Origin of the sequence: Acidaminobacter sp. JC074 (assembly GCF_022496765.1) — a bacterium.
Lineage (GTDB): Bacteria > Bacillota > Clostridia > Peptostreptococcales > Acidaminobacteraceae > JABXKX01.
Genome location: NZ_VANV01000012.1, coordinates 32,580 through 55,295 on the forward strand (window position 1 = coordinate 32,580; position 22,716 = coordinate 55,295).

At 36.9% G+C, this 22,716-nt stretch carries 25 protein-coding genes; all 25 read left to right on the forward strand.

Annotated elements, in window-relative coordinates:
• Positions 1 to 7: 7 nt before the first annotated feature.
• The 25 genes from fliQ (at position 8) to ispG (ending at position 22,704) form a co-directional block, all read left to right on the forward strand.
• Complete coding sequence (gene fliQ, locus EZV73_RS14290) at positions 8 to 277, forward strand: flagellar biosynthesis protein FliQ (protein WP_240841022.1); 270 nt, start codon at positions 8 to 10, stop codon at positions 275 to 277.
• A gap of 7 nt (positions 278 to 284) precedes the next feature.
• Positions 285 to 1,049 (forward strand): flagellar biosynthetic protein FliR, encoded by a 765-nt coding sequence (gene fliR, locus EZV73_RS14295; protein ID WP_240841023.1) that lies wholly within the window; start codon positions 285 to 287, stop codon positions 1,047 to 1,049.
• On the forward strand, positions 1,049 to 2,131 hold the full coding sequence (gene flhB, locus EZV73_RS14300; protein WP_240841024.1) for a flagellar biosynthesis protein FlhB: 1,083 nt from the start codon (positions 1,049 to 1,051) through the stop codon (positions 2,129 to 2,131). Before fliR ends, flhB begins: the two co-directional genes overlap by 1 nt.
• 12 nt (positions 2,132 to 2,143) lie before the next feature.
• Positions 2,144 to 4,177 carry a flagellar biosynthesis protein FlhA gene (gene flhA, locus EZV73_RS14305; RefSeq protein WP_240841025.1) on the forward strand — a complete coding sequence of 678 codons (2,034 nt, stop codon included), beginning with the start codon at positions 2,144 to 2,146 and terminating at the stop codon, positions 4,175 to 4,177.
• Positions 4,177 to 5,364, forward strand: coding sequence for a flagellar biosynthesis protein FlhF (gene flhF / locus EZV73_RS14310; protein WP_240841026.1), 1,188 nt, complete (start codon positions 4,177 to 4,179; stop codon positions 5,362 to 5,364). Before flhA ends, flhF begins: the two co-directional genes overlap by 1 nt.
• Positions 5,364 to 6,224, forward strand: a complete 861-nt coding sequence (locus tag EZV73_RS14315) for a MinD/ParA family protein (protein WP_240841027.1) — start codon at positions 5,364 to 5,366, stop codon at positions 6,222 to 6,224. The genes flhF and EZV73_RS14315 overlap by 1 nt, the downstream gene beginning before the upstream one ends.
• A gap of 15 nt (positions 6,225 to 6,239) precedes the next feature.
• Entirely contained in the window at positions 6,240 to 6,953 is a 714-nt protein-coding gene (locus tag EZV73_RS14320; RefSeq protein ID WP_240841028.1) for a flagellar brake protein, read from the forward strand.
• The gene (locus tag EZV73_RS14325) at positions 6,953 to 8,005 is read left to right on the forward strand and encodes a chemotaxis response regulator protein-glutamate methylesterase (RefSeq protein ID WP_240841029.1); all 1,053 of its coding nucleotides are present in this window, start codon (positions 6,953 to 6,955) and stop codon (positions 8,003 to 8,005) included. Before EZV73_RS14320 ends, EZV73_RS14325 begins: the two co-directional genes overlap by 1 nt.
• 3 nt (positions 8,006 to 8,008) lie before the next feature.
• On the forward strand, positions 8,009 to 10,057 hold the full coding sequence (locus EZV73_RS14330) for a chemotaxis protein CheA (RefSeq protein WP_240841030.1): 2,049 nt from the start codon (positions 8,009 to 8,011) through the stop codon (positions 10,055 to 10,057).
• Between the two features lie 11 nt (positions 10,058 to 10,068).
• Positions 10,069 to 10,506 (forward strand): chemotaxis protein CheW, encoded by a 438-nt coding sequence (locus EZV73_RS14335; RefSeq protein ID WP_240841031.1) that lies wholly within the window; start codon positions 10,069 to 10,071, stop codon positions 10,504 to 10,506.
• Between the two features lie 9 nt (positions 10,507 to 10,515).
• Positions 10,516 to 11,136 (forward strand): chemotaxis protein CheC, encoded by a 621-nt coding sequence (locus EZV73_RS14340; RefSeq protein ID WP_240841032.1) that lies wholly within the window; start codon positions 10,516 to 10,518, stop codon positions 11,134 to 11,136.
• Positions 11,133 to 11,618 (forward strand): chemotaxis protein CheD, encoded by a 486-nt coding sequence (locus EZV73_RS14345; RefSeq protein ID WP_240841033.1) that lies wholly within the window; start codon positions 11,133 to 11,135, stop codon positions 11,616 to 11,618. Before EZV73_RS14340 ends, EZV73_RS14345 begins: the two co-directional genes overlap by 4 nt.
• A 14-nt stretch (positions 11,619 to 11,632) precedes the next feature.
• Positions 11,633 to 12,370 carry a sigma-70 family RNA polymerase sigma factor gene (locus EZV73_RS14350; RefSeq protein WP_240841034.1) on the forward strand — a complete coding sequence of 246 codons (738 nt, stop codon included), beginning with the start codon at positions 11,633 to 11,635 and terminating at the stop codon, positions 12,368 to 12,370.
• Between the two features lie 4 nt (positions 12,371 to 12,374).
• On the forward strand, positions 12,375 to 13,757 hold the full coding sequence (locus tag EZV73_RS14355) for a DUF342 domain-containing protein (RefSeq protein ID WP_240841035.1): 1,383 nt from the start codon (positions 12,375 to 12,377) through the stop codon (positions 13,755 to 13,757).
• Between the two features lie 15 nt (positions 13,758 to 13,772).
• Complete coding sequence (locus tag EZV73_RS14360) at positions 13,773 to 14,090, forward strand: hypothetical protein (RefSeq protein WP_240841036.1); 318 nt, start codon at positions 13,773 to 13,775, stop codon at positions 14,088 to 14,090.
• Positions 14,091 to 14,098: 8 nt separating this feature from the next.
• Positions 14,099 to 14,650 carry a hypothetical protein gene (locus tag EZV73_RS14365; protein WP_240841037.1) on the forward strand — a complete coding sequence of 184 codons (552 nt, stop codon included), beginning with the start codon at positions 14,099 to 14,101 and terminating at the stop codon, positions 14,648 to 14,650.
• Between the two features lie 142 nt (positions 14,651 to 14,792).
• Complete coding sequence (gene rpsB / locus EZV73_RS14370; protein ID WP_240841038.1) at positions 14,793 to 15,512, forward strand: 30S ribosomal protein S2; 720 nt, start codon at positions 14,793 to 14,795, stop codon at positions 15,510 to 15,512.
• A gap of 20 nt (positions 15,513 to 15,532) precedes the next feature.
• A complete protein-coding gene (tsf, locus tag EZV73_RS14375; RefSeq protein WP_240841039.1) occupies positions 15,533 to 16,432 on the forward strand; it encodes a translation elongation factor Ts in 900 nt (299 codons plus the stop codon).
• A 115-nt stretch (positions 16,433 to 16,547) separates the two neighbouring features.
• Positions 16,548 to 17,258 carry a UMP kinase gene (gene pyrH / locus EZV73_RS14380; protein ID WP_240841226.1) on the forward strand — a complete coding sequence of 237 codons (711 nt, stop codon included), beginning with the start codon at positions 16,548 to 16,550 and terminating at the stop codon, positions 17,256 to 17,258.
• A 9-nt stretch (positions 17,259 to 17,267) separates the two neighbouring features.
• The gene (gene frr, locus EZV73_RS14385) at positions 17,268 to 17,825 is read left to right on the forward strand and encodes a ribosome recycling factor (protein ID WP_240841040.1); all 558 of its coding nucleotides are present in this window, start codon (positions 17,268 to 17,270) and stop codon (positions 17,823 to 17,825) included.
• Between the two features lie 55 nt (positions 17,826 to 17,880).
• Entirely contained in the window at positions 17,881 to 18,624 is a 744-nt protein-coding gene (locus tag EZV73_RS14390) for an isoprenyl transferase (protein ID WP_240841041.1), read from the forward strand.
• An 8-nt stretch (positions 18,625 to 18,632) separates the two neighbouring features.
• Positions 18,633 to 19,415: a phosphatidate cytidylyltransferase gene (locus tag EZV73_RS14395; protein WP_240841042.1), complete on the forward strand. Its 783-nt coding sequence runs from the start codon at positions 18,633 to 18,635 to the stop codon at positions 19,413 to 19,415.
• A 90-nt stretch (positions 19,416 to 19,505) separates the two neighbouring features.
• On the forward strand, positions 19,506 to 20,654 hold the full coding sequence (locus EZV73_RS14400) for a 1-deoxy-D-xylulose-5-phosphate reductoisomerase (RefSeq protein WP_255813425.1): 1,149 nt from the start codon (positions 19,506 to 19,508) through the stop codon (positions 20,652 to 20,654).
• Entirely contained in the window at positions 20,651 to 21,658 is a 1,008-nt protein-coding gene (rseP, locus tag EZV73_RS14405; RefSeq protein WP_240841043.1) for an RIP metalloprotease RseP, read from the forward strand. The genes EZV73_RS14400 and rseP overlap by 4 nt, the downstream gene beginning before the upstream one ends.
• On the forward strand, positions 21,658 to 22,704 hold the full coding sequence (gene ispG, locus EZV73_RS14410; protein WP_240841044.1) for a flavodoxin-dependent (E)-4-hydroxy-3-methylbut-2-enyl-diphosphate synthase: 1,047 nt from the start codon (positions 21,658 to 21,660) through the stop codon (positions 22,702 to 22,704). Before rseP ends, ispG begins: the two co-directional genes overlap by 1 nt.
• The last annotated feature ends 12 nt before the right edge of the window (positions 22,705 to 22,716 follow it).

The window sequence follows — 22,716 nt, forward strand, 5'->3', positions numbered from 1 at the left end:
TGATGGTATGACGGAAAGTTATGTAGCAGATATATTTTCAAATGCAATATATCATATATTAATAACAGCGGCACCCATGCTTTTGGCTGCCCTTATAGTAGGTTTGGTCATATCAATCTTTCAAGCGACGACACAAATTCAAGAGCAAACGCTATCCTTTGTACCTAAAGTACTGGCTATTTTCTTGGTACTTATGATTGCTGGGCCTTGGCTTTTAAGAACCTTGATGGATTTCACCTTAAACTTATTCAACGACATCCCTAACATAATTAAGTAGGTTTCTGATGTTTTTCTATGAATATGTTGTTGTCATTGTATTAGTCTTTACACGAATCGCTGCTATGTTCAGCATTATTCCTATTTTCGGCGCTAGAAATACACCCATGACCACAAAAGTTGGGTTAGTGTTTTTTATCAGTCTTATTTTTGTACCTTTGCAAATAGGCAATCTCGACATTCAAGCAGATACTTTTTTAGAGTATGGCGCTTTGATAGTCAATGAGTCTATCATCGGTTTTTCCATAGGCCTGATAACGCTGATAATTTTGAATGTCTTTTACTTGGCGGGTTCTTTAGTGGATAGAAACATTGGTTTTGCCATGGTATCTGTTGTTTCTGCTCAGGATGAATCACAATTACCGGTATCAGCCAATTTGTATTACATATTTGCATTAATGATTTTTATTGTAACAAATGTCCATCATGAACTCATTAGGGCTATAGCCATGAGCTATGAGACCATGCCAATTGGTTCTTCGCCCATATTGAGACTGATCACATTTGATTACGTTGACCTGCTTCATTATACCTTTGAAATGGGTTTTAAAATGGCGGCACCATTTATTTTGACGGTTCTTATAGCCAACTTACTGCTTGGTTTACTGTCAAAAGCTATGCCAGGTATGAACGTGTTCATGATAGGTATGCCTCTGAAAATTTTAGTTGGTTTATTCCTATTTACACTTTTGATGCCACTATATCCAGACTTCATCATGGAGATATTTAATGAAATGATGAGACATATTTATCGACTGATAGGGATTGGTTAATGCTTAAGTTTAATCTGCAATACTTTGCTGAAGAAAAAACTGAAGAAGCGACGCCCAAGAAGAAAAGGGATGCGAGAAAAAAAGGTCAGGTTGCCCAGTCAAAGGATGTTGGCAGTGCCTTGATTTTGATTCTAGTCATGTTGACTATCCAGTTGACAAGTGGCTGGTTTACAGATCAAATGATTGCCATTTATCGTCTGAGCAACAACTTAATTGCCAATACAAGAGACCTGTATAACTTTGCAAATCTACAAGAACTCTTAACGGAGATTGTTTTTAGATCTTTTTTGATCATCATGCCTATCTTGGCAGTGGCTTTGGTAGCGGGTGTATTATCTTCTTATCTACAGGTGGGTTTTCTATTCAGTTTGGAAGTTATTAAACCTAAGTTTTCTAAACTCAGTCCTATATCAGGATTTAAAAGACTCTTTTCTGTTAAGTCATTGGTAGAAATGGCCAAGGCAATTGCCAAAGGTCTTGTTTTGGTTTACATCATATATGATTACTTATTTGATCGTATTGCCTTAATCATTGAGTCCTTTAAGCTGGATATCACTCAATTTGTCGTCTTAATGTGGGATTTTGTAATCAATATCACCATAAGATGTTCCATCTTCTTATTGATTGTTGCCTTTGCTGATTTAGCCTTTAAACGCTGGCAGCACAACAAAGATTTAAGAATGACCAAAAAAGAAATAAAGGATGAGTATAAACAAACAGAGGGTGACCCTATGTTGAAGGGAAAAATCCGTGAAAAGCAGCGTTCTATGGCTATGTCAAGAATGATGCAGGATGTACCGGATGCCGATGTTGTTATTACCAATCCAACCCATTATGCAGTTGCAATAGTCTATAACATGAACGAGGGTGGTTCACCCAAGGTTTTAGCCAAGGGCCAAAACTTAATTGCTCAGAATATTAAGCGTATTGCAACAGAAAATAATGTTATAATAGTAGAGAATAAACCTCTTGCAAGAGCTCTTTTTGCAAGTGCTGAAGTAGGAGACTTTATTCCAGTTGATTTATACCAAGCGGTCGCAGAAGTGCTTGCTTACGTATACAGTATCAAAGAAAAACAGTAATTGGAGTAGATGATGAAATTCTCTGACATATACATTGCAGTCTTCATAATAGGGGTCATATTATTGATCATCATACCAGTGCCACTCTTCTTTGTGGACCTGTTTTTATCATTGAACATTGCTTTTTCGCTATTGATTCTATTGATAGCTATTTTCGTACAGGAAACGTTGGATTTCGCAGTGTTTCCCACCATACTACTCATATCCACCATGTTCCGACTGGCCCTAAATATTTCGACAACGCGTCAAATCTTAGGACAAGGTTATGCAGGTAATGTAATTGATGCCTTTGCCCAGTGGGTTATCGGAGGAGATCCAGTTGTCGGTTTTATCATATTCATCATTATTGTCATCATTCAGTTCTTGGTAATCACTAGGGGTGCTGAGAGAGTCTCAGAAGTTGCTGCAAGATTTACATTAGACGCAATGCCTGGTAAGCAGATGGCCATTGATGCAGACTTAAACTCAGGTTTAATTGATGAAACACAAGCCAAGGAAAGACGTTTAAAAATCCAAAATGAAGCAGATTTCTATGGTTCTATGGATAGTGCCAGTAAGTTCGTAAAAGGTGATGCCATTGCAGGTATTTTGATTACGGTCATCAATATCGCAGCAGGTTTCTTTATTGGTATGACAAGACTTGAACTTTCTATGGGAGAATCCCTCGAAAGGTTTACACTTTTAACAATTGGTGATGGTCTTGTGAGTCAGATTCCTGCCCTCATGATTTCTACGGCGACAGGTATCATTGTAACAAGACGTGCCAGTGAAGGTAACTTAGGTTCAGACATTTTAAACCAGATGTTCAAGCAACAGAAGGTTTTATACATATTAGGTGGTACTTTGGCCGTTCTGGGTCTAGCAACACCACTTCCGGCTTTACCACTGGTTTCACTGGCCCTTATCTTTGGATTTTTAGGCTTTCAGATGCGTGTTAGAAAAGTTGAACCTGGGGAGGCTGAAACTGCAGAAGCAGAAGGGGAAGACAAGATGGAAGAAATCAGAAAGCCTGAGTCTATTATCCCACTCCTACAAGTAGACCCTATTGAGCTTGAGTTTGGTTATGGTATTATTCCACTTGCCGATCCAAATCAAGGTGGCGACCTCTTTGACAGACTTGTTATGATCAGGCGCCAGATCGCATTAGAGCTTGGTGTGGTCATACCCATGATCAGACTTCGTGACTTTATACAGTTAGATGCCAATGAGTATATTGTAAAAATTAAGGGTTCAAAGGTTGCAGGTGGTTCCATTATGTTTGACCACTATCTGGCTATGAATCCGGGGAATGTAGAAGGTGAAATCAAAGGTATAGAAACTGTAGAACCTGCATTTGGTCTACCAGCGCTTTGGATCAATGAAACAGAACGTGAAAAGGCTGAAATATATGGTTACACAGTTGTTGATCCTTCATCGATTATTTCTACTCACTTAACCGAAATACTTAAGAAGCATGTGCATGAACTTCTGGGTAGAGATGAAGTTAAGTCATTAATAGATAACTTAAGAGAGACCAATCCAACCGTTGTGGATGAACTGATTCCAAATATCATGTCCATAGGGGATGTTCAGAAGGTCTTAGGCAACCTTTTAAAAGAGGGTGTGTCTATTAGGAATCTTTTAACAATTATTGAAACACTGGCAGATAATGCAGTGAACAACAGAGATGTAAATATTCTTACAGAGTATGTTAGACAGTCTTTAAGTCGTTTTATTACAAGTACATATATAACAGACAACTATGCACGTGTAGTAACTTTAGATCAAAATCTAGAAGCGACTTTAATGGAGTCTATTCAGCAGACCGATGGTGGTTCTTATATGTCTTTACCACCAGATGTCAGCCAAGCACTCCTTAATAATTTAGCAGTTCAGATTCAGAATCTACTCTCACTTGGTGAACAACCAATTGTGGTGACAGCACCAATTGTCAGATTCTATTTCAAACGCTTGACAGAACAAATGATTCCGGATTTAATTGTACTTTCGTACAATGAAATTGAACCGGATGTACAAGTACAATCAGTAGGGATGGTGACCATTTAATGGACGTAAAACGTTATATTGCTTCTAATATGCAGGAAGCTATGATAATGATAAAGAATGAATTAGGTAGAGATGCAATCATACTACATACCCGTAAAATCAAGCAAAAGGGTATCAAGGGCTGGTTTAAAAAGCCTGTAGTGGAAGTTGTAGCTGCACTCCCTGAAGAAAAGACGATAGTTAAGGAGCCTGTTAAAGAGCCGGTTAAGGAACCGGTAATTGAAAAAAAGGTTGAACCGGTTATTGTTAAACCGCCTGTCGTACCAGTAGATGCTTACCATCAAGATCCTCAAATTGAGAGTTTGAAATCTGAAATGGATGAGATTAAGCAGTTATTAAAGACATATGTAGAAAAGAAACCAGGTCCTCAAGAAGTTGTTATTCAAGAGGAAGTAGTAGATGAAAATACTATAGAAAAGGACACAAGAGAATTTTTAAAGGCCCTTGAAATTAAAGAGCCTATCATTGAAAAAATCATCACTGTCGTTAAACGTCAGGTGTCTTTTACAGAACAAAATGAACTTATGGTGAAATCAGCAGTGCGTCAGGCTATTAAAGACTACATTGGTGAACCATTTGTGATAGACGAGTTTACAGGTGAGCAAAGAGTTTTCTTATTTGTTGGACCAACAGGTGTTGGTAAAACAACCACACTTGCCAAACTCGCTGCAAAATTGTCATTGATTGACAATAAAAAAGTTGGTTTAATCACGGCCGATACTTATAGAATTGCAGCAGTTGATCAGTTGAAAACTTACAGTGAGATATTGGGCATTCCTTTATCTGTTGTTTATGAAGCTTCTGAGTTGTCAGATGTCATGTATAAATACAAGGAAAAGGACGTTATACTGCTTGATACAGCTGGAAGAAGCCATAAATCTGATGAACTTTCTCGTGATTTGCAAGATTTAATGAATAATTTAGAAAATCCGGAGATTTTCTTAGTAATTAGCCTCACAACTGGGTATAAGGATATTGTTAGTATCTTGGATGCATATCAGTTCATCGATGAGTACAAAATAATTTTTACCAAGTTAGATGAAGCAAGCACATACAGTAATATGTTAAATGTTAAGTTTGATTCAGGAAAGCAGTTGTCATACGTTACAACGGGACAATCGGTACCTGATGATATTGAAGTTGCAGAATCGGAGAAATTAGTTAATTATATTGTGGGTGAAGCGTAATGACAGATCAAGCATTCAAGCTAAGAGAACTAATAAATGAGAATAGCCCTGAAAAAGTTCAGATAGGGGATGCAAGGATCATTGCCATTTCAAGTGGCAAGGGCGGTGTAGGTAAAACAAACTTCACCGTCAATCTAGGTATCGCACTTTCCAAACTGGGTAAAAAAGTCACCATTATTGATGCTGATTTAGGACTGGCTAATATTGATATTTTATTGGGGCTAGTCCCTAGATACACATTGACTCATGTCCTGAAAATGGAGAAAAAACTGTCAGAGATTGTTGTTGAAGGACCTAATGGTGTTTCAATTGTATCTGGTGGTTCCGGTGTGATGGATATGGTTAACTTATCACAAGCGGAGTTGAGTCGTTTGATAGAAAGTTTGGAGTATCTAAACAGTGAGTCAGATTATATCCTGATTGATACAGGAGCAGGTCTGAATCATTCTGTTCTTTCTTTCATTCAGGCAGCGACTGAGTTGATCGTTGTAGTTACTTCAGACCCGACTTCCATAACAGATGCTTATGCACTTATCAAGAACATCGGCGAATTGGATGTGTCGGTAAAAGTGGTTGTTAACAGGGTGGAGTCTAATAGAGAAGGTCAAGATGTTTTCTCTAAACTCAACACAGCATCATCGAAGTTCTTGGATTTAGAACTAGAAAACATAGGTTACATATATGAGGACTATAATGTTAAGAAATCTGTTAAAAAACAAGTGCCATTCTTAATTGGTTTTCCTAACTCTTTGGCATCTAGAGGTGTTGAGTTGGTTGCAGAAAACCTAGATAGAAATTCTAAATATGTAGCACCAAATGGTGGGTTCTCGTCATTCATTAAAAAGATATTCAAAAAGTAAGAACTAGAGGGAACTATGGATTTAACTGTAATAAATGTGATGCGACCAGGGGATAATTTGGAAATGCATTATATTAACTCTCTGAATCAAGACTTGATTTTAGAAACTCTGATTTATGATGTGGTTTCAGATGATGAAATTTTGATTCATAATCCTCTTCACAGTGGTAAGTTGTATATGATACCTATGAACATTGAGGTAACAACTTTTGCTAAAAGAGCAGAATTTGGCGTTGTTTATTTTAAGATGCAACTCCTTAAAAGAGAGAAAATTGGTAATGTATTCACTATTAGATGTCGTATTACATCAAAATTAGAAAAACAACAAAGAAGACATTTCTTCAGGGTACGCATGTTTAAAGACATGAGTGTTTACTGTATGGTAGATACCTTCGGTCATCCTGTAGATTACTATATATTTGACCCGGATGCTGTAGAAGAGCAGCAAGTTAACTTTAAGGTGGATATTCTAGATTTAAGTGGCGGTGGCGTTGGACTGAGATCGCGGTTCGAAGTCCCTGTAGGCACTTATATCTATGGTGAACTTCCAATCTTAAATAACCCAATCCGAGTAACTGGCATTGTAGTAAGGTGCCAAGAATCAAGCAAAAATATTGGCGAGTTTGATTTAGGTGTCAAGTTTGTCGATTTAGAAAGTGAACATGTAAGGGCAATCACCTCTTATGTGTTCAAATCGCAGCAACAAGCAAGAAGAAGGGAGTTGGATTGATGCCAAAAGTAAAGGTACTCATCGTTGATGACTCTGCATTCATGCGAAAAATTCTAACAGACATACTATCTGATAATACGCGAATAGAAGTTGTTGGAACTGCCAAAAATGGCAAGGATGCACTGGATCAGATTAAAGTTTTAAAACCTGACATTGTTACATTAGACGTAGAAATGCCAGTGATGGACGGTATTACAGCTCTTAAACATATTGTTAAGGAACACAAGATACCTGTGGTTATGCTTTCGAGTTTGACACAAGCAGGGGCAGATTTGACCATTGAAGCCTTAGAGATCGGTGCCGTTGATTTTATCACCAAGCCGACCAGTATTTTTAAAATCAACACAGATGAAATAAAAAATTCACTGGTCGACAAGATTTTAGAAGCTTCAAAGGTATCTGTAACAAAAGTATCTAGATTGACTTCAAGTCGAGTTATTAAACGTGAAAAGCATGTCTTTGAACGATCTAATAAAATAAAGAACATAGTTGCAATTGGAACATCTACAGGTGGACCGAGAGCTTTACAGTCAGTCGTTACTGAAATTCCAGGTGATATCTCAGCTGCAGTCCTGATTGTACAGCATATGCCGGTTGGCTTTACAAAATCTCTGGCTGACAGGTTAAATACCATGTCAGACATTGATATCAAAGAAGCTGAACATGGTGATATCTTAAAACCAGGTTGTGGTTATCTTGCACCTGGTGGTTATCAGATGGAAATCAAAAAAAGAGGGTCCGATTATGTGATACAGCTGGATGATTCAAGAGTTGTATCTGGTCATAGACCTTCTGTAGATGCCATGCTCTATTCAATTGTTAAAGAGAACATAAAAAATACTATCGGTGTTATTATGACTGGAATGGGTTCAGATGGTGCTGATGGCTTGTTAAAACTAAAAAGCAATGGCAAGGTTAAGATTATTGCTCAAGATGAAGACTCATGTGTTGTCTACGGCATGCCGGGGTCTGCGGTGAAGAATAATTCAGTCGATGTGGTCGTGCCACTGAACAACATTACTAAGGAAATCATGAAAGCGATGGGGGTGTAGATTATGGATATGAACCAATATATGGAGATATTTATTGATGAGTCTAAAGAGCATTTACAAACAATGAATGAAGTGCTTTTGGAACTTGAAAATAATATGTCGGATGTGCAACATGTAGCTGAAATCTTTAGAGTAGCTCATACCATTAAGGGTATGTCAGGTACAATGGGTTTTACTAAAGTTGCTGATTTAACACATGAAATGGAAAATGTGCTGCATCTGGTAAGAAGTCAGGAAATCGCAGTAAACTCTTATATCATTGACATTTTATTTGAATGTTTTGACTCATTAGAGAGTCAAATCACTCATATCGAAGAAAATAGTATAGAAAGTGATGAGGAAAATGTATCACTTGTTAATAAATTAAAAGAGATTGTAAGAACTAAATCTAATCAACCGGGAGATGGTCCAGTTGAGGAAAAAGTGACAGAAGAAGTGAAGGTTGTTGAAACATCAGGCGAGTTCCATGTAGATGTTTTCCAAACATCTGTTGCTGCACTTAGAAAATCAGTAGAAGATGGTTATGCCATTATGAAGATTCGTGTAACACTAGCTGAATCGTGTATGCTAAAAGCAGCAAGAGCTTTTATCATCTTTAATGCTTTGGAGAACATGGGTGAAGTATTGCTTTCACATCCAAATGCCGAAGATATTGAAGATGAAAATTTCGATCAAGCATTCGAAGTATTGTACATCACTAAGTCTTCAGAAGTAGAAGTTAGAAACATGTTTGATTCAATTTCTGAAATTGACCGTATTGATATCGAAGCAGTTAATGAACTGCCAGAAGAAATTGGTGAAGAAAAGGTTGAAGAAGTTGTAGAAGAAATTCTTGAAGAAAAAGTTGAAGAAGTTAAGACCGACTTAGGTGCACAGGCAAAACCTTCTGCTAAGTCTAAAACTTCTAAGACCGTTCGTGTAGACATCGATAGACTAGACAACCTGATGAACTTGGTATCAGAGCTTATCATTGTTAAGACGACTATGGAAGACCATGACTCTACTGCAGGTAAATCTTCAATGGACGATGCGGTTGAGTATTTAGAAAGAATCACGACAAGTCTTCATAATGCGGTTATGAAAGTTCGAATGGTACCAGTTGAAAGAGTCTTTAACAGATTCCCAAGAATGGTAAGAGACTTGGCAAAAGATTTAGACAAGAAGATCAAACTTATTATGTCAGGTCAGGAAACAGAAGTGGATAGAACGGTAGTTGATGAAATTGCAGATCCGCTTATTCACTTGATTAGAAATTCAATTGACCATGGTATTGAAGCACCTGCTGAAAGAGAAAAACGTGGTAAGAGTGCTCATGGTACAGTAAATCTTAAAGCTTATCCAGAAGGCAACAACGTTGTTATCGAAGTTGTTGATGATGGTAATGGTATAGATCCTAAGAAAATTGCAGCTAAAGCAGTATCTAAAGGTCTTCTAACAGAAAAAGAAGTTGAAAGTATGACTGAAAAGGAAATGTTGAACTTACTCTTTATGCCTGGCTTCTCAACAGCTGAGGTTGTAACTGATTTATCAGGTAGAGGTGTTGGACTAGATGTTGTTAAGAGCAAGATTGCTTCATTAGGCGGTTCTGTAGATATTCTATCAGAAGTTGGTGAAGGTTCTAAGTTTGTTATCAGATTACCATTAACACTCGCAATCATTCAAGCTTTAATGGTATACTTAGATGATGAGAAGTATGCTTTACCTTTAAACAATATTTCTGAAATAACAACAATCAAATCTGAGGATATTTCAATGCTTCAGAACCAAGAGGTTGTTTTATACAGAAACAAGACTTTACCAATTATTAGAATGAAAGAAGTACTTGAGTTAAGAGATCCTTCTGAACGAGAAGATGTAAAAGAATTGACGGTTGTTATTGTACGTAAGGGTACAGAAGAGGCTGGTTTAGTGGTTGACTCATTAATTGGCCAACAAGAAATCGTTATTAAGTCTTTAGGTTCATACTTAAAAGGCATTCCAGCAATTGCTGGTGCAACTATTCTTGGTAATGGTGGTGTAGCACTTATTGTGGATCCTAATCAATTGTTCTAAAGGAGGCAAATATGGATACAAAAGAATTGGTAATTTTTAGACTTGCAGATGAGTCATATGGTATAGACATTGATTTTGTTGAAAATATTGAGAAACACACCAACATAACACGTGTTCCATATACAAAGAAGTATATTCAAGGCATCATCAACTTACGTGGTAACATCATTCCTGTTATCAATGTAAGACGTCGATTTAACTTAGAGACCAAAGCTGCCGATAAAGATTCTAGAATTATGATTGTTAACTACAACGAACTTAAGGTTGGTTTATTGGTAGATGCATCATCTGAAGTTTTACAGATCGAACCAGATGAAATAGAGCCTGCTCCTAAGGTAACAGGAGCAGATGATGAATATGTAAGTGAAATCGGAAAAGTGGATGGCCGTATTATTATGATCATCGATTTGGAAAGATTATTAGAGTTAGAGGAAATTGAAGAGTTATAGGAGTATATGATGAGTAAAGTTCTTGAAAACTTTGATACAATTGTATTAGATGTCCTGAAGGAAGTCGGTAATATAGGTGCTGGTAATGCAGCGACTGCACTGGCAAAAATGATCAGTAAAAAAGTAGATATGAAAGTCCCGCTTGTTAATGTAATGGACTTCTCTGAAGTGCCTGAAATATTAGGTGGTCCTGAGAAGGAAGTTGTAGGGATCTTCTTCAAGTTAGAAGGTGAGTTAGAGGGGAGTATCATGTTTGTACTTGATACCCATTCAGCAGGGCAATTGATTGAACTTTTAATGCCGGGTATTTCTACAGATGGCTTTAACGAATTCTGTTTTTCTGCTTTACAGGAAATTGGAAATATCTTAGCAGGCTCATATATTTCATCATTATCTTCTCTGGCTAATCTAGACATTAAAATATCAGTGCCTTCTCTGGCTCTAGATATGGCTGGTGCAATATTAAGTGTCCCTGCAATCCATTTTGGATTAATTGGTGACAAAATATTAATCATAGAAAATGAATTTATTGAATTGGTTGAGATGGATAGTGTGAATGGCTACTTCATTTTAATACCTGAAGTGGATTCATACGATGTTTTATTAAGAAATCTAGGAGTACAAATATGAATGGAATGATCAAAGTAGGGATGGCTGACTTAAAAGTCGCTAAGCATCCTGGTTCCTTAACCACATTAGGTTTGGGTTCTTGTATCGGTATCTGTTTGTATGATCCTAGTACAAAGGTTATTGGAATGGCACACATCATGTTGCCTTCTAGTAAAACAATCAAGAACAATCAGAATGTTGCGAAATTTGCAGATACCGCTATTATAAAATTGATTGATGATATGAAAAAACAAGGCGCCAATAAAAGTAGATTGGTTGGTAAAATTGCAGGTGGTTCTCAGATGTTCAAATTCAGCTCAGGCAATGATATGATGAAGATCGGTCTTAGAAATGCTGAAGCTGTTAGAGAAATACTAAAAGAGAATAGAATTCCAATTAAAGCTGATGATACCGGAGGGAACTTTGGTAGAACCATTGAGTTTTATTCGGATACTGGTAGATTACTAATCAAGACTATTGGGCATGGTGTAAAAGAAGTATAATTAGGAGCCTGCATATGACCAATATAGAGTTATGGAAACGTTATAAAGATTCAGGCGATTTAAAGGCTAAAGAAGAGTTGATTGTATCATATGTCTCTTTAGTTAAAACCATATCTGGTAGATTGTACAATACATACAATGCACATGTGGAGTATGATGATTTAGTTGGGTATGGCGTACTTGGTTTATTAGATGCCATTGAAAAGTTTGATTATAAGTTGGGTAATAAGTTTGAAACTTATGCCAACATTAGAATCAGAGGGGCTATCGTTGACCAGTTGAGATCCATGGATTGGATACCGCGTTCTTTACGACAGAAATACAAACAGCTTGAAAAGGCCGTTAACAAATTACAAAACATATATGGACTTGATATTAGAGATGAAGACTTGGCCAAAGAAATGAACATGACACCTAAGCAATTAAGTGAGTTGATGCATGAGGTATCGACGTTTTCAATCATTTCTTTGGATGAGAAAATTACTGAAAATAGCAATGTAAACATTCAAGAAGATACAAAAGCTGAAACACCTGAGGGTGAGCTGATGAATGTTGAAACCAAACGCTTATTGAAAGAAATGATAGAAAAGCTCCCTGAGAAAGAGCAAAGAATAATAGAGCTTTACTATTATTCCGAGTTAACCTATAAGGAAATTTCAAAGATCATGAATATTTCTGAATCTAGAATTTCTCAACTACATACAAAGGCTATCACTAAAATGCAAGCAAAAATAGAAGATCTAATGGAGTAGAATTATGTCTGAATCAAATAAACCATATAAGCTATACGTAAAATTATCAAGTGATTATTACCATGCATATTTAACTGTAGATGCAGATCACTTTGATTTTAGATTGACCAAAGAAGAAATCATAAAGGCACTTGCTGCTAAAAAGGTTACATTTGGTTTAAATCCTAATGCCATTGAATACATCATCAACAATCCTGATAAGGCTGATAACATAGAAGTTGCAACAGGTATTGAACATGAACATGGTGTAGACTCTAAAATTATCTACGAAATTGATACATCTCAGGATTTTAAAGCTGCTGAAAAAGAAGATGGAACGGTAGATTTTAAGGCCACAAACTTTGTGCAAACTGTAAAAAAAGGACAGGTCTTGGCTTATAAAACTGAAGCTACGCCAGGTAAGACAGGAACAACTGTTACAGGTATGGCGATCAAAGCTAAAGATGGAAAGCTTGGTAACTTTAAGTTTGGAAAAAATGTTGAACTTTCAGAAGTTGGCATGCAGATACTGGCCGCGTGTGATGGTACCATTAAGATGAATGGTGTAAAAGTTTCTGTTATAGAAGTTTTAGAGATTTTCTCAGATGTCGGTGTTAAAACCGGGAATATATCCTTCTCTGGCAGAATCATTATTCGTGGTAATGTGACCAATGGTTATAAGGTGGAAACAGCAGATTCCATTGAAATTTATGGTGTTGTAGAAGCTGCAGAGATTCTAGCTGGTGGTGATATCATCATCTCTGGTGGTGTACAGGGAAATGACGATTGTATCATAAAAGCTGGTGGCGATATTAGAAGTAATTACTTTAACAACTGTGAAGTGGTTGCAGGTGGCAATATTATTACCGATTCTTTGATGCACTGTAAAGTAGTCTGTGATGAGTCGATTACAGCAAAAGGCAGAAAAGGTTTGATCTTAGGTGGCGAGTATACTGCTAGACATCATGTCATTGCCAAGACCATCGGTACTGAAATTGGTACAATCACCAAACTTCAGCTTGGCATTACAAATGATATTATGCTTGAGTTCCAAGAACTTGCAGCTAACTTAAAGGATTACAAGGCCAATGTAACAAAGCTTAAAAAGGCTTATGACATCTTATCTAAACAAAAGAAAGTGAAGCCAGATGATCCAAAAATCAACCAAATGTATGAAACGACTAAGGCATCACTTGATGATTACAATGTAAAGCTGAAAACGACCATGGTAGACTTTAAGAACATCAACGAACTTATTGAAAACTTAAAGGGTGTATATGTTAAAGCAGATACAGTTTATCCAGGTGTTAGAGTGAAAATAGGAAATTCTCATTATAGTGTAAAATCAGAGACGGCAATGGCAAAAATCATAAAGGATCATGGTGAGATTATTTTAACGACTTATTAGATAGGAGTGAGTGCTATGCCTATTAAACCTATGGATATGCAGGTACTTCTTCCAAATGTTCAAAAAGCTGCTAAACCTCAGAATGTTAAAAACGTCAGAGAAGATGTTGCTGTACATCAGCAGCAGGAGAAAGATGAAAAAACTCTGCAGAACAATCAGAAGAAAGTCAGCAACCTAGAACAAAAGGAAAAAAGTGAAATCAAAAATGATCAAAAAGAGAATCGAGGACATGAAAAATCACCTTCCAAATCCAAGAAAAAAAAGGAAGAGGAAGAGGAAGAAAAGAAGATTCAGATGAAGGTCCATGGTTCAACTTTTGATATGAAAGTTTAGGAGTTAAAATGGTTGTATTTTATAGTATATCCATCGGTCTTTGTATTGTCGTTTTTTCATTAATAATGATTAGAAGAGAAGTCATGAAGGCTTCTTTCTTTAAGCACATCAAACCCTCTGATAATATTTCGGAGGATTTGGTTCGTCAAGTACAGCTTTTAGAAGAAAAAGTCGATGAGATGAATCAGTCCTTTTATGACATTGCTAGTGATCTAGAGGGCAAATACAGTGTTCATGAAAAGGAAATGTCCATGATGGATGATAAACTAAGTGATATCACTGCACTGACAAAAGACTTATCTACCATGCTTTCTTATCAGGGCAAAGAAATTGCTTCTATTAAAGAAGTATCTGATCCTCAAGAAGAGGTTAAACCTGTGAGTCCTGTAAGAAATCAGAGAACCCTTACTTCAAGAGAAAGTGTTAAAACGGATGCATCAAATGATGTCAAAGAAGAGATTAAAAGGCTTCTTGCACTCGGTTATGATGAGCAGCAAATTGCCAGAAAACTCAACAAGGGTATAAGAGAAATAAAAATGTTAATGAATTTCATAAAATAGTCATTATGATGTTGTTTATTTTAATAAATCATGATATACTATGTGAGGTTAAAAAAACACACGTAAGTGGACTGAGAACTTTAGTGCTTGAAAAAGTGAGTTTAAGGATGATGCTTACGGAGGAAAAACTAAGGAGGACAATATGTCAGTAATTTCAATGAAACAATTATTAGAAGCTGGTGTTCACTTCGGACACCAAACTAGAAGATGGGATCCAAAAATGGCACCATACATCTTCACAGAAAGAAATGGTATCTACATCATCGATTTACAACAAACTGTTGGTTTAATCGACAACGCTTATGCAGCTGTTAAAGAGACTGTAGAAGCTGGTGGTCACGTATTATTCGTAGGTACTAAGAAGCAAGCTCAAGAAGCTGTTAAAGCTGAAGCATCAAGAGCTGGTATGTACTACGTTAACCAAAGATGGTTAGGTGGTATGTTAACTAACTTCAAGACTATCAAGAAGAGAATCAACTTATTATTTGAACTTGAGAAGATGGAAGAGAACGGTACTTTCGAAGTACTTCCAAAGAAAGAAGTTATCCAACTTAAGCTTAAGAAAGAAAGATTAGAGAAGTTCTTAGGTGGTATCAAGAACATGCCTGGTTTACCAAACATCGTATTTGTAGTAGACCCTAAGAAAGAAAAGAATGCTATCGCAGAAGCTAAGTTATTAAATATTCCTGTAGTAGGTATCGTTGATACAAACTGTAACCCAGATGATATCGATTACGTAATTCCTGGTAACGATGATGCAATTAGAGCTGTAAAATTAATTACAGGTAAAATGGCAGACGCTGTTATCGAAGGTAGACAAGGTGAAGAGTTAGAAGAAGTTTCAGCTGAAACTGAAGCATAAGAATATAAGGAGTGATTACTATGGCAATTACAGCTTCAATGGTAAAAGAATTAAGACAAAGAACTGGCGCAGGCATGATGGACTGTAAGAAGGTTCTTGTTGAAACTGATGGTGACATGGATGCTGCTATCAAGTTAATGAGAGAAAAAGGTATGGCTAAAGCTGCTAAGAAGGCTGGCAGAGTTGCTGCAGAGGGTCTTGTTAGAACTATCGTTGCTGACGGTAAAGCTGCTATCGTAGAAGTAAACTCAGAGACTGACTTCGTTGCTAAGAACGACGGTTTCGTAGCGTTTGTTGAGAACGTAGCTAAGCAAGCTATCAATACTAATGCTGATACAATCGAAGCATTCATGGACGAAGCATGGCACTTAGACGCTTCTAAAGACGTTAAGACTATCCAAACTGAGCAAATTGCTACAATTGGTGAGAACTTAAACATTAGAAGATTCAAAGTATTAAACGTTGGTGAAAATGCAGTTGCTACTTACATGCACGGCGCTGGTAAAATTGGTGTTGTTGTAGAAGTAGAAGGTGCTCAAGGTGATGCTGTAGTTGAAGCTGCAAGAAACATCGCTATGCAAATCGCTGCTACTAACCCTAAGTATGTTTCTAGAGACGATGTTGATGCTGAATACATCGAAGCTGAGACTGAAGTACTTACTAACCAAGCATTAAACGAAGGTAAGCCTGCTAACATCGTTGAGAAGATGGTTAAAGGTAGAATTCAAAAGATGTTAAAAGAGATCTGCTTATTAGACCAACCATACGTTAAAGATGACGATATGACTGTTGCTGCTTACTTAAAGTCTGTTGATGCTAACGCTAAGATTGCTAACGTAGTTAGATTCGAAACTGGTGAAGGTATCGAGAAAAAAGAAGAAAACTTTGCTGAAGAAGTAGCTAAGCAAATCAAAGGTTAAGAATTTAATAAAAGAACACTTTTTGAAGTGTTCTTTTTTTTTAGGAAATTCTTATTAAAAAACTTATTTTATGTTAAAATAATAGAGAGTCTATGACGGAATACAACAAGGAGGAATCGTTTTGAAACCGGAATTTAAGAGAGTCATTTTAAAATTGAGTGGTGAAGCGCTTGGGGGACCAAAGGGCACAGGTATAGATGAAGCCATCGTATCAGTGGTTACAGATCAGATTAAAGAGTTAAGTGACAACGGTGTAGAGGTTGCGGTTGTTATCGGTGGCGGTAACTTCTGGAGAGGTCGTACCAGTGAAAAAATGGACCGATCAACAGCTGACTACATGGGCATGATGGCAACAGTTATCAATGCTTTAGCTCTACAAGACTCATGTGAGCAAAAAGGATTAAATACGCGTGTCATGTCTGCTATTGAAATGAGACAAATTGCAGAGCCTTATATCAAAAGGAGAGCAGTTAGACATTTAGAAAAAGGTCGTGTGGTTATCTTTGCTGCTGGTATTGGTAATCCATTCTTCTCAACAGATACAACTGCAGCTTTAAGAGCAGCGGAAATCGAAGCAGAGGTTATCTTATTGGCTAAAAAAGTTGATGGGGTATACGACAGCGATCCAAACGAAAACCCTAATGCTAAGAAGTATACAACAATGACTCATGATGATGTTATTAACAATAAGCTTGGTGTTATGGATACAACTGCAGCAACATTATGTTTTGAAAACTCAATTCCGATTCTAGTGTTTGGTTTAGACGATCCAAAAAATATAATTAAAGCCTGTGAAGGTGAAAATATTGGTACCTTAATTAAGTAGGAGGATAAGATGGTAAAAACAATTTTAAACGAATTAAATGAAAAAATGGATAAAACAATCAGTGTTTTAAAAGATGAGTTTATGACAATCAGAGCAGGTAAAGCTAACCCGTCTGTTTTAAACAAGGTATCAGTAGAATACTATGGTGCTGACACACCTTTAAATCAAATGGCTAGTATTTCTGCTCCAGAGCCTAGAATGATTGTTGTTCAACCTTACGATGCTACAATGATTACTGATATCGAAAAAGCAATCATGATGGCTGATTTAGGTATGAATCCGTCTAACGATGGTAAGTTGATTAGAATTGCCATTCCTATGCTAACTGAAGAGCGTAGAAAAGAGTTAACAAAAGTTGTTAAGAAAACTGGTGAAAATGCTAAGGTTGCATTAAGAAACGAAAGACGTCAAGCTATGGATGCCCTTAAGAAAATGCACAAGGCTAACGAGCTTACAGATGATGATATTCGTTCTGCTGAAAAAGACGTTCAAGATGCTATGGATAAACACACTAAAGTTATAGATGAGTTAATCGCAGAAAAAGAACAAGATATTATGGCAGTATAGATAGACTCGACCTCGGGTTATACCGAGGTCTTTTTTTCTTAGTAATGGAGGAAGCATGATTAAATCATTTTTTAAAGACAAAACAAAAGAAGAGGATGTATTAAATGTGCCTGAACACATTGCAATCATCATGGATGGTAATGGAAGATGGGCTAAAAAAAGAAATATGCCTAGAAATATGGGTCATAAGGCCGGTGGAGAAAATGTAAAAACCATCACCAAAGCTTGTGACAAACTGGGCGTAAAATACCTGACTCTATATGCTTTTTCGACTGAAAACTGGAAACGTCCAGAAGAAGAAGTATCAGGTTTGATGGACTTACTTGTTTTCTTTTTAAAGAGTGAATTAAAAGAACTCCATGAGAATCATGTTAGAATTCGCACCATAGGTGATATTTCACATTTGCCTAAAAAGACAAAGCAGGTTCTGGATGATTCTATAGAAGTGACAAAAAACAACACGGGTCTTAACTTGGTGCTTGCCCTAAACTACGGTTCAAGAAATGAAATTACCTTGGCTGTAAAGGCAATTGGAAGTAAGCTAAAGGATGGTTCACTTGATCTAGATGATATCAACGAAGACTTAATAGCAGAACATCTTGATACAGCTGATATGCCAGATCCTGATCTTATGATACGTACCAGTGGTGAGTTAAGACTGAGTAATTATATGCTGTGGCAATTGGCATATTCTGAATTTTATTTTACAGATGTTTACTGGCCAGACTTTGGCGAGGAAGCTTTAATGGAAGCTGTTAAAGTATACTCAAACCGCCAAAGACGTTTTGGAGCAGTATAGGAGGTATAATGCTTGTTAGAATCATAAGTTCCATTGTAGCACTGCCGCTTTTGTTTTTCTTTGTACTTAAGGGTGGTCTCTATTTAGAAGCTGGCGTACTGGTTATATCCATGATTGCGCTTTACGAAATATTTAATGCACTAAAGGTAAATTACAAACCTGTAGCCATGCCATCTTATTTGATGCTGATTGTGTTTTCTTATGCCTACCACTTTAACTACTTTACCTTGTTAAGTGGTGCCATTACAGTTTATATAGCACTTTTATGTTTTATCTTCGTATTTGATGAAGAAAGACATTTTTCCGATATAGGGGTCACTTTTTTAGGGGCTGCTTATATCATATTCTTCTTATACCATGTCGTATTACTGTCACATATACAACCTGCTTATATGATTTGGTTTATATTTATTGCATCTTGGGGTGCAGATACTGGTGCTTACTTTACAGGAAGATTTTTTGGCAAGAGAAAGCTTGCACCGACCATCAGTCCTAAAAAGACTGTAGAGGGGGCTGTAGGCGGTGTCATCACAGCAGCTCTACTGTGTGCTTTATTATCGGTTTACTTTGAACCAAGCCTGATTTATCATTCTATAGCCATAGGTGTGGTAGGTAGTTTGATTTCAATAGTAGGTGACTTGACAGCATCTAAGATTAAAAGAGAAATGGGTATCAAAGACTTTGGCCATATTATGCCAGGCCATGGTGGCGTTTTAGATAGATTTGACAGTGTTATCCTTGTAACACCATTTATCTATTATGCAATTAAGTTAATAGTGATTATTAAATAAGTGCTGTTTTATAACAGTACTTTTTTATCTTTTTTAAATATCATTCTCTTTCTAAATTTGCTATAATAAAAGGTGATGAAAGAAGGTATTATGAAAAAAATTGCAATACTAGGATCGACAGGTTCTATTGGCACACAAGCCATTAATATACTGTCAAAGTATCCTGAAGACTTTAAGATTGTTGCCATTACTGGTAACACAAACATGGATTTACTCTTAAAACAGGCCACAGAAATCAGACCTGACTATGTGGTTATTTTTAATGAAATGACATATAAAAAAGAAAAACATCGCTTTGACGGATTAAACTTAAAAGTTTTATCTGGCTTAGAAGGTTTAAAGGAAGTGGCTTCTTTAGATTCTGTTGATGTTGTTTTAAATTCTGTTGTTGGAAACATAGGTCTTTTACCAACGCTATCTGCCATAAGAGCTAAGAAAAATGTTGCTATAGCCAATAAGGAGTGTTTGGTAACGGCAGGTGATATTTTGATGAAAGAAGCTGACCTGCATGGTGTAAAAATTCTACCTATAGACAGTGAACATTCGGCTTTATTTCAAGCATTACAAGGAAATGAATACAAGTGGATTAGACGAGTTATCTTAACGGCTTCAGGTGGACCTTTTAGGCATACTGAAAGCAAGCTTATTGGCGGTATGAAGGCAAAAGATGCCTTGAAACACCCCAATTGGGCCATGGGAAGAAAGATTTCCATTGATTCCGCTACCTTGATGAACAAGGGACTTGAAGTCATTGAAGCCAAGTGGCTTTATGACCTAGACCCAGACCAGATTGATGTTGTGGTTCATCCTCAATCTATTATTCACTCTATGGTAGAATACAGAGACCATTCGATTATGGCTCAGATGAGTCTTCCGACCATGGAATTACCCATACTTTATGCGCTTTCATATCCGGAAAGAAAGCCGGTTGACTTTGAAACCGTTGATTTTGTTAAGATGGGAGCCTTGACCTTTGAAGAACCTAGAAGGGCTGATTTTCCATGTCTGGATTTGGCTTATGAAGCCTTAAAGAGAGGTGGCTTGTCACCAACTGTTTTAAATGCTTCTAACGAGGAATTGGTCTATAAGTACTTAAAGGATGAAATCTCTTTCTACGACATACCTAAGTGTGTAGAAAAAGCCATGAACCACTTTGATAAGACACAGTTAACCAGCATAGATGATGTTCTGTCATACGACGAAATGACGAGAAATTACATTAAGGAGATAGTGTTATGATAGAAATAATAAGAAATGTAGTGACCTTTATATTCGTAATAGGTCTCTTGGTATTCATACATGAACTGGGACACTTTGTAGTCGCAAAACTCAATGGCATGTATGTCTATCAGTTTGTACTTGGATTCGGTCCAAAAATCTTGAAATATGAGGGCAAGGAAACAACCTATGCCATTTCTCTTTTTCCATTAGGTGGCTTTGTAGACTTAAGAGAAGACGAAAACGACACCACAAACGAAAGATCTTTTGCCAGTAAAAAACCTTACCAAAGACTAATGGTTATCGTTGCAGGCGTTATCATGAACTTCATTCTTGCTTATGTTTTAATAGTTGGTATTTTTATGACAGAAGAAATCCAAACCAACATTATCGGTGACTTACCTCTAGATATGCCAGCTTATGAAGCAGGCCTTCAAGTAGACGATGAAATCATTGAAATCAATGGTGAAAAGGTTAAGTACTGGAACGATGTACTGAATAATATCGCATTTAGCGACCAGTCTACATTTGACGTGGTTGTTTTAAGAGATGGTGAATCACTTTCATATACCATTAATGGTGTTATGAGTGACGGCTATATGAAAATCGGTATTGGTTCTAAATATGTAAAAAGTCCATCACTTGCCTTTAAATATGGTTGGAATGACTTTTTAGACAAGTCTACCATGATATTTGATGGCTTTGTAAAATTGATTACCAGACAAATTGATCCAGACCAAGTGTCGGGCCCAGTTGGTATTTACCAGCAAGTGTCACAGGTTGCTGAGACCAACAACTTTAAAAATGTACTTTATTTTACTGCACTATTATCGATAAACTTAGGTATTTTTAACTTATTACCATTTCCTGCACTTGATGGTGGTAGAGCAGTCTTCATCATCTATGAGATGGTATTTAGAAAGCCTGTAGCCAAGGAGAAGGAAGCCTTTGTTCATTTTGTTGGCATGGTATTCCTGTTTGGCTTAATGGGCGTATTGATTGTGAAAGATTTAGGATTATTTTAATGAATAGAAGAAAAACAAGACAAATTAAAGTAGGCGACCTTACCATCGGTTCAGAACATCCGATTGTTATTCAGTCTATGACCAATACAAGGACTGGAGATGTTGAGGCGACTGTAGATCAGATCTTAAAGTTAGAAGCACTCGGTTGTGAAGTGGTAAGGGTAACTGTCAATGATACTCAGGCGGCAGAAGCCATATCAGAAATCAAGTCTAGAATTCACATACCTCTGGTTGCTGATATACACTTTGATTACAGACTTGCCTTAAAGGCCATAGAAAACGGCATTGATAAGTTAAGAATCAATCCAGGTAATATCGGTGATGAAAGTCGCATCAAAGCCGTTGTAGATGCCTGTAAGGAGAAACAAATTCCTATTCGTATAGGTGTTAATGGTGGTTCTTTGGATCCAGATATTGCAGGCTTGTTTGGTGTGTCTGCTAAAGGTCTTTATGAAAGTGCGATGAAACATATAAGAATCTTAGAATCCTTTGATTTTTATGATATCATCATATCCATTAAGGCCAGCGACATTGAGATGACTTTAGAAGCCTTTAAAATGCTTTCTGACAAGGTTGATTATCCATTCCATATTGGGATTACAGAAGCAGGTACAGCTTTTAAGGGTACCATTAAATCATCCATTGGTTTAGGGGCTTTACTCTTAAACGGTCTAGGAGATACCATCAGGGTTTCTTTAACAGCAGATCCACTTGAAGAGATTCCAGTATGTAAGGAAATCTTAAATACACTGGGTCTTAGACAATTTGGCATTAAGTTTATTTCTTGTCCGACTTGCGGTCGTACCCAGACGCAAATGATTGAAATAGCAAAGTCTGTAGAAAAAGCGGTCGCACATATCAACAAAGATGTTTCAGTTGCAATTATGGGTTGTGCGGTTAATGGTCCTGGTGAAGCCAGAGAGGCTGATCTTGGTGTTGCCTGCGGTAAAGGCAGTGGCCTTATTTTTGAAAAAGGTGAAATTATAAAAAAAGTGTCGGAAGAAGAAATTGTGCCAACACTTGTTAAGATGATAGAAGAATTTTAGAAAGGTATTTAA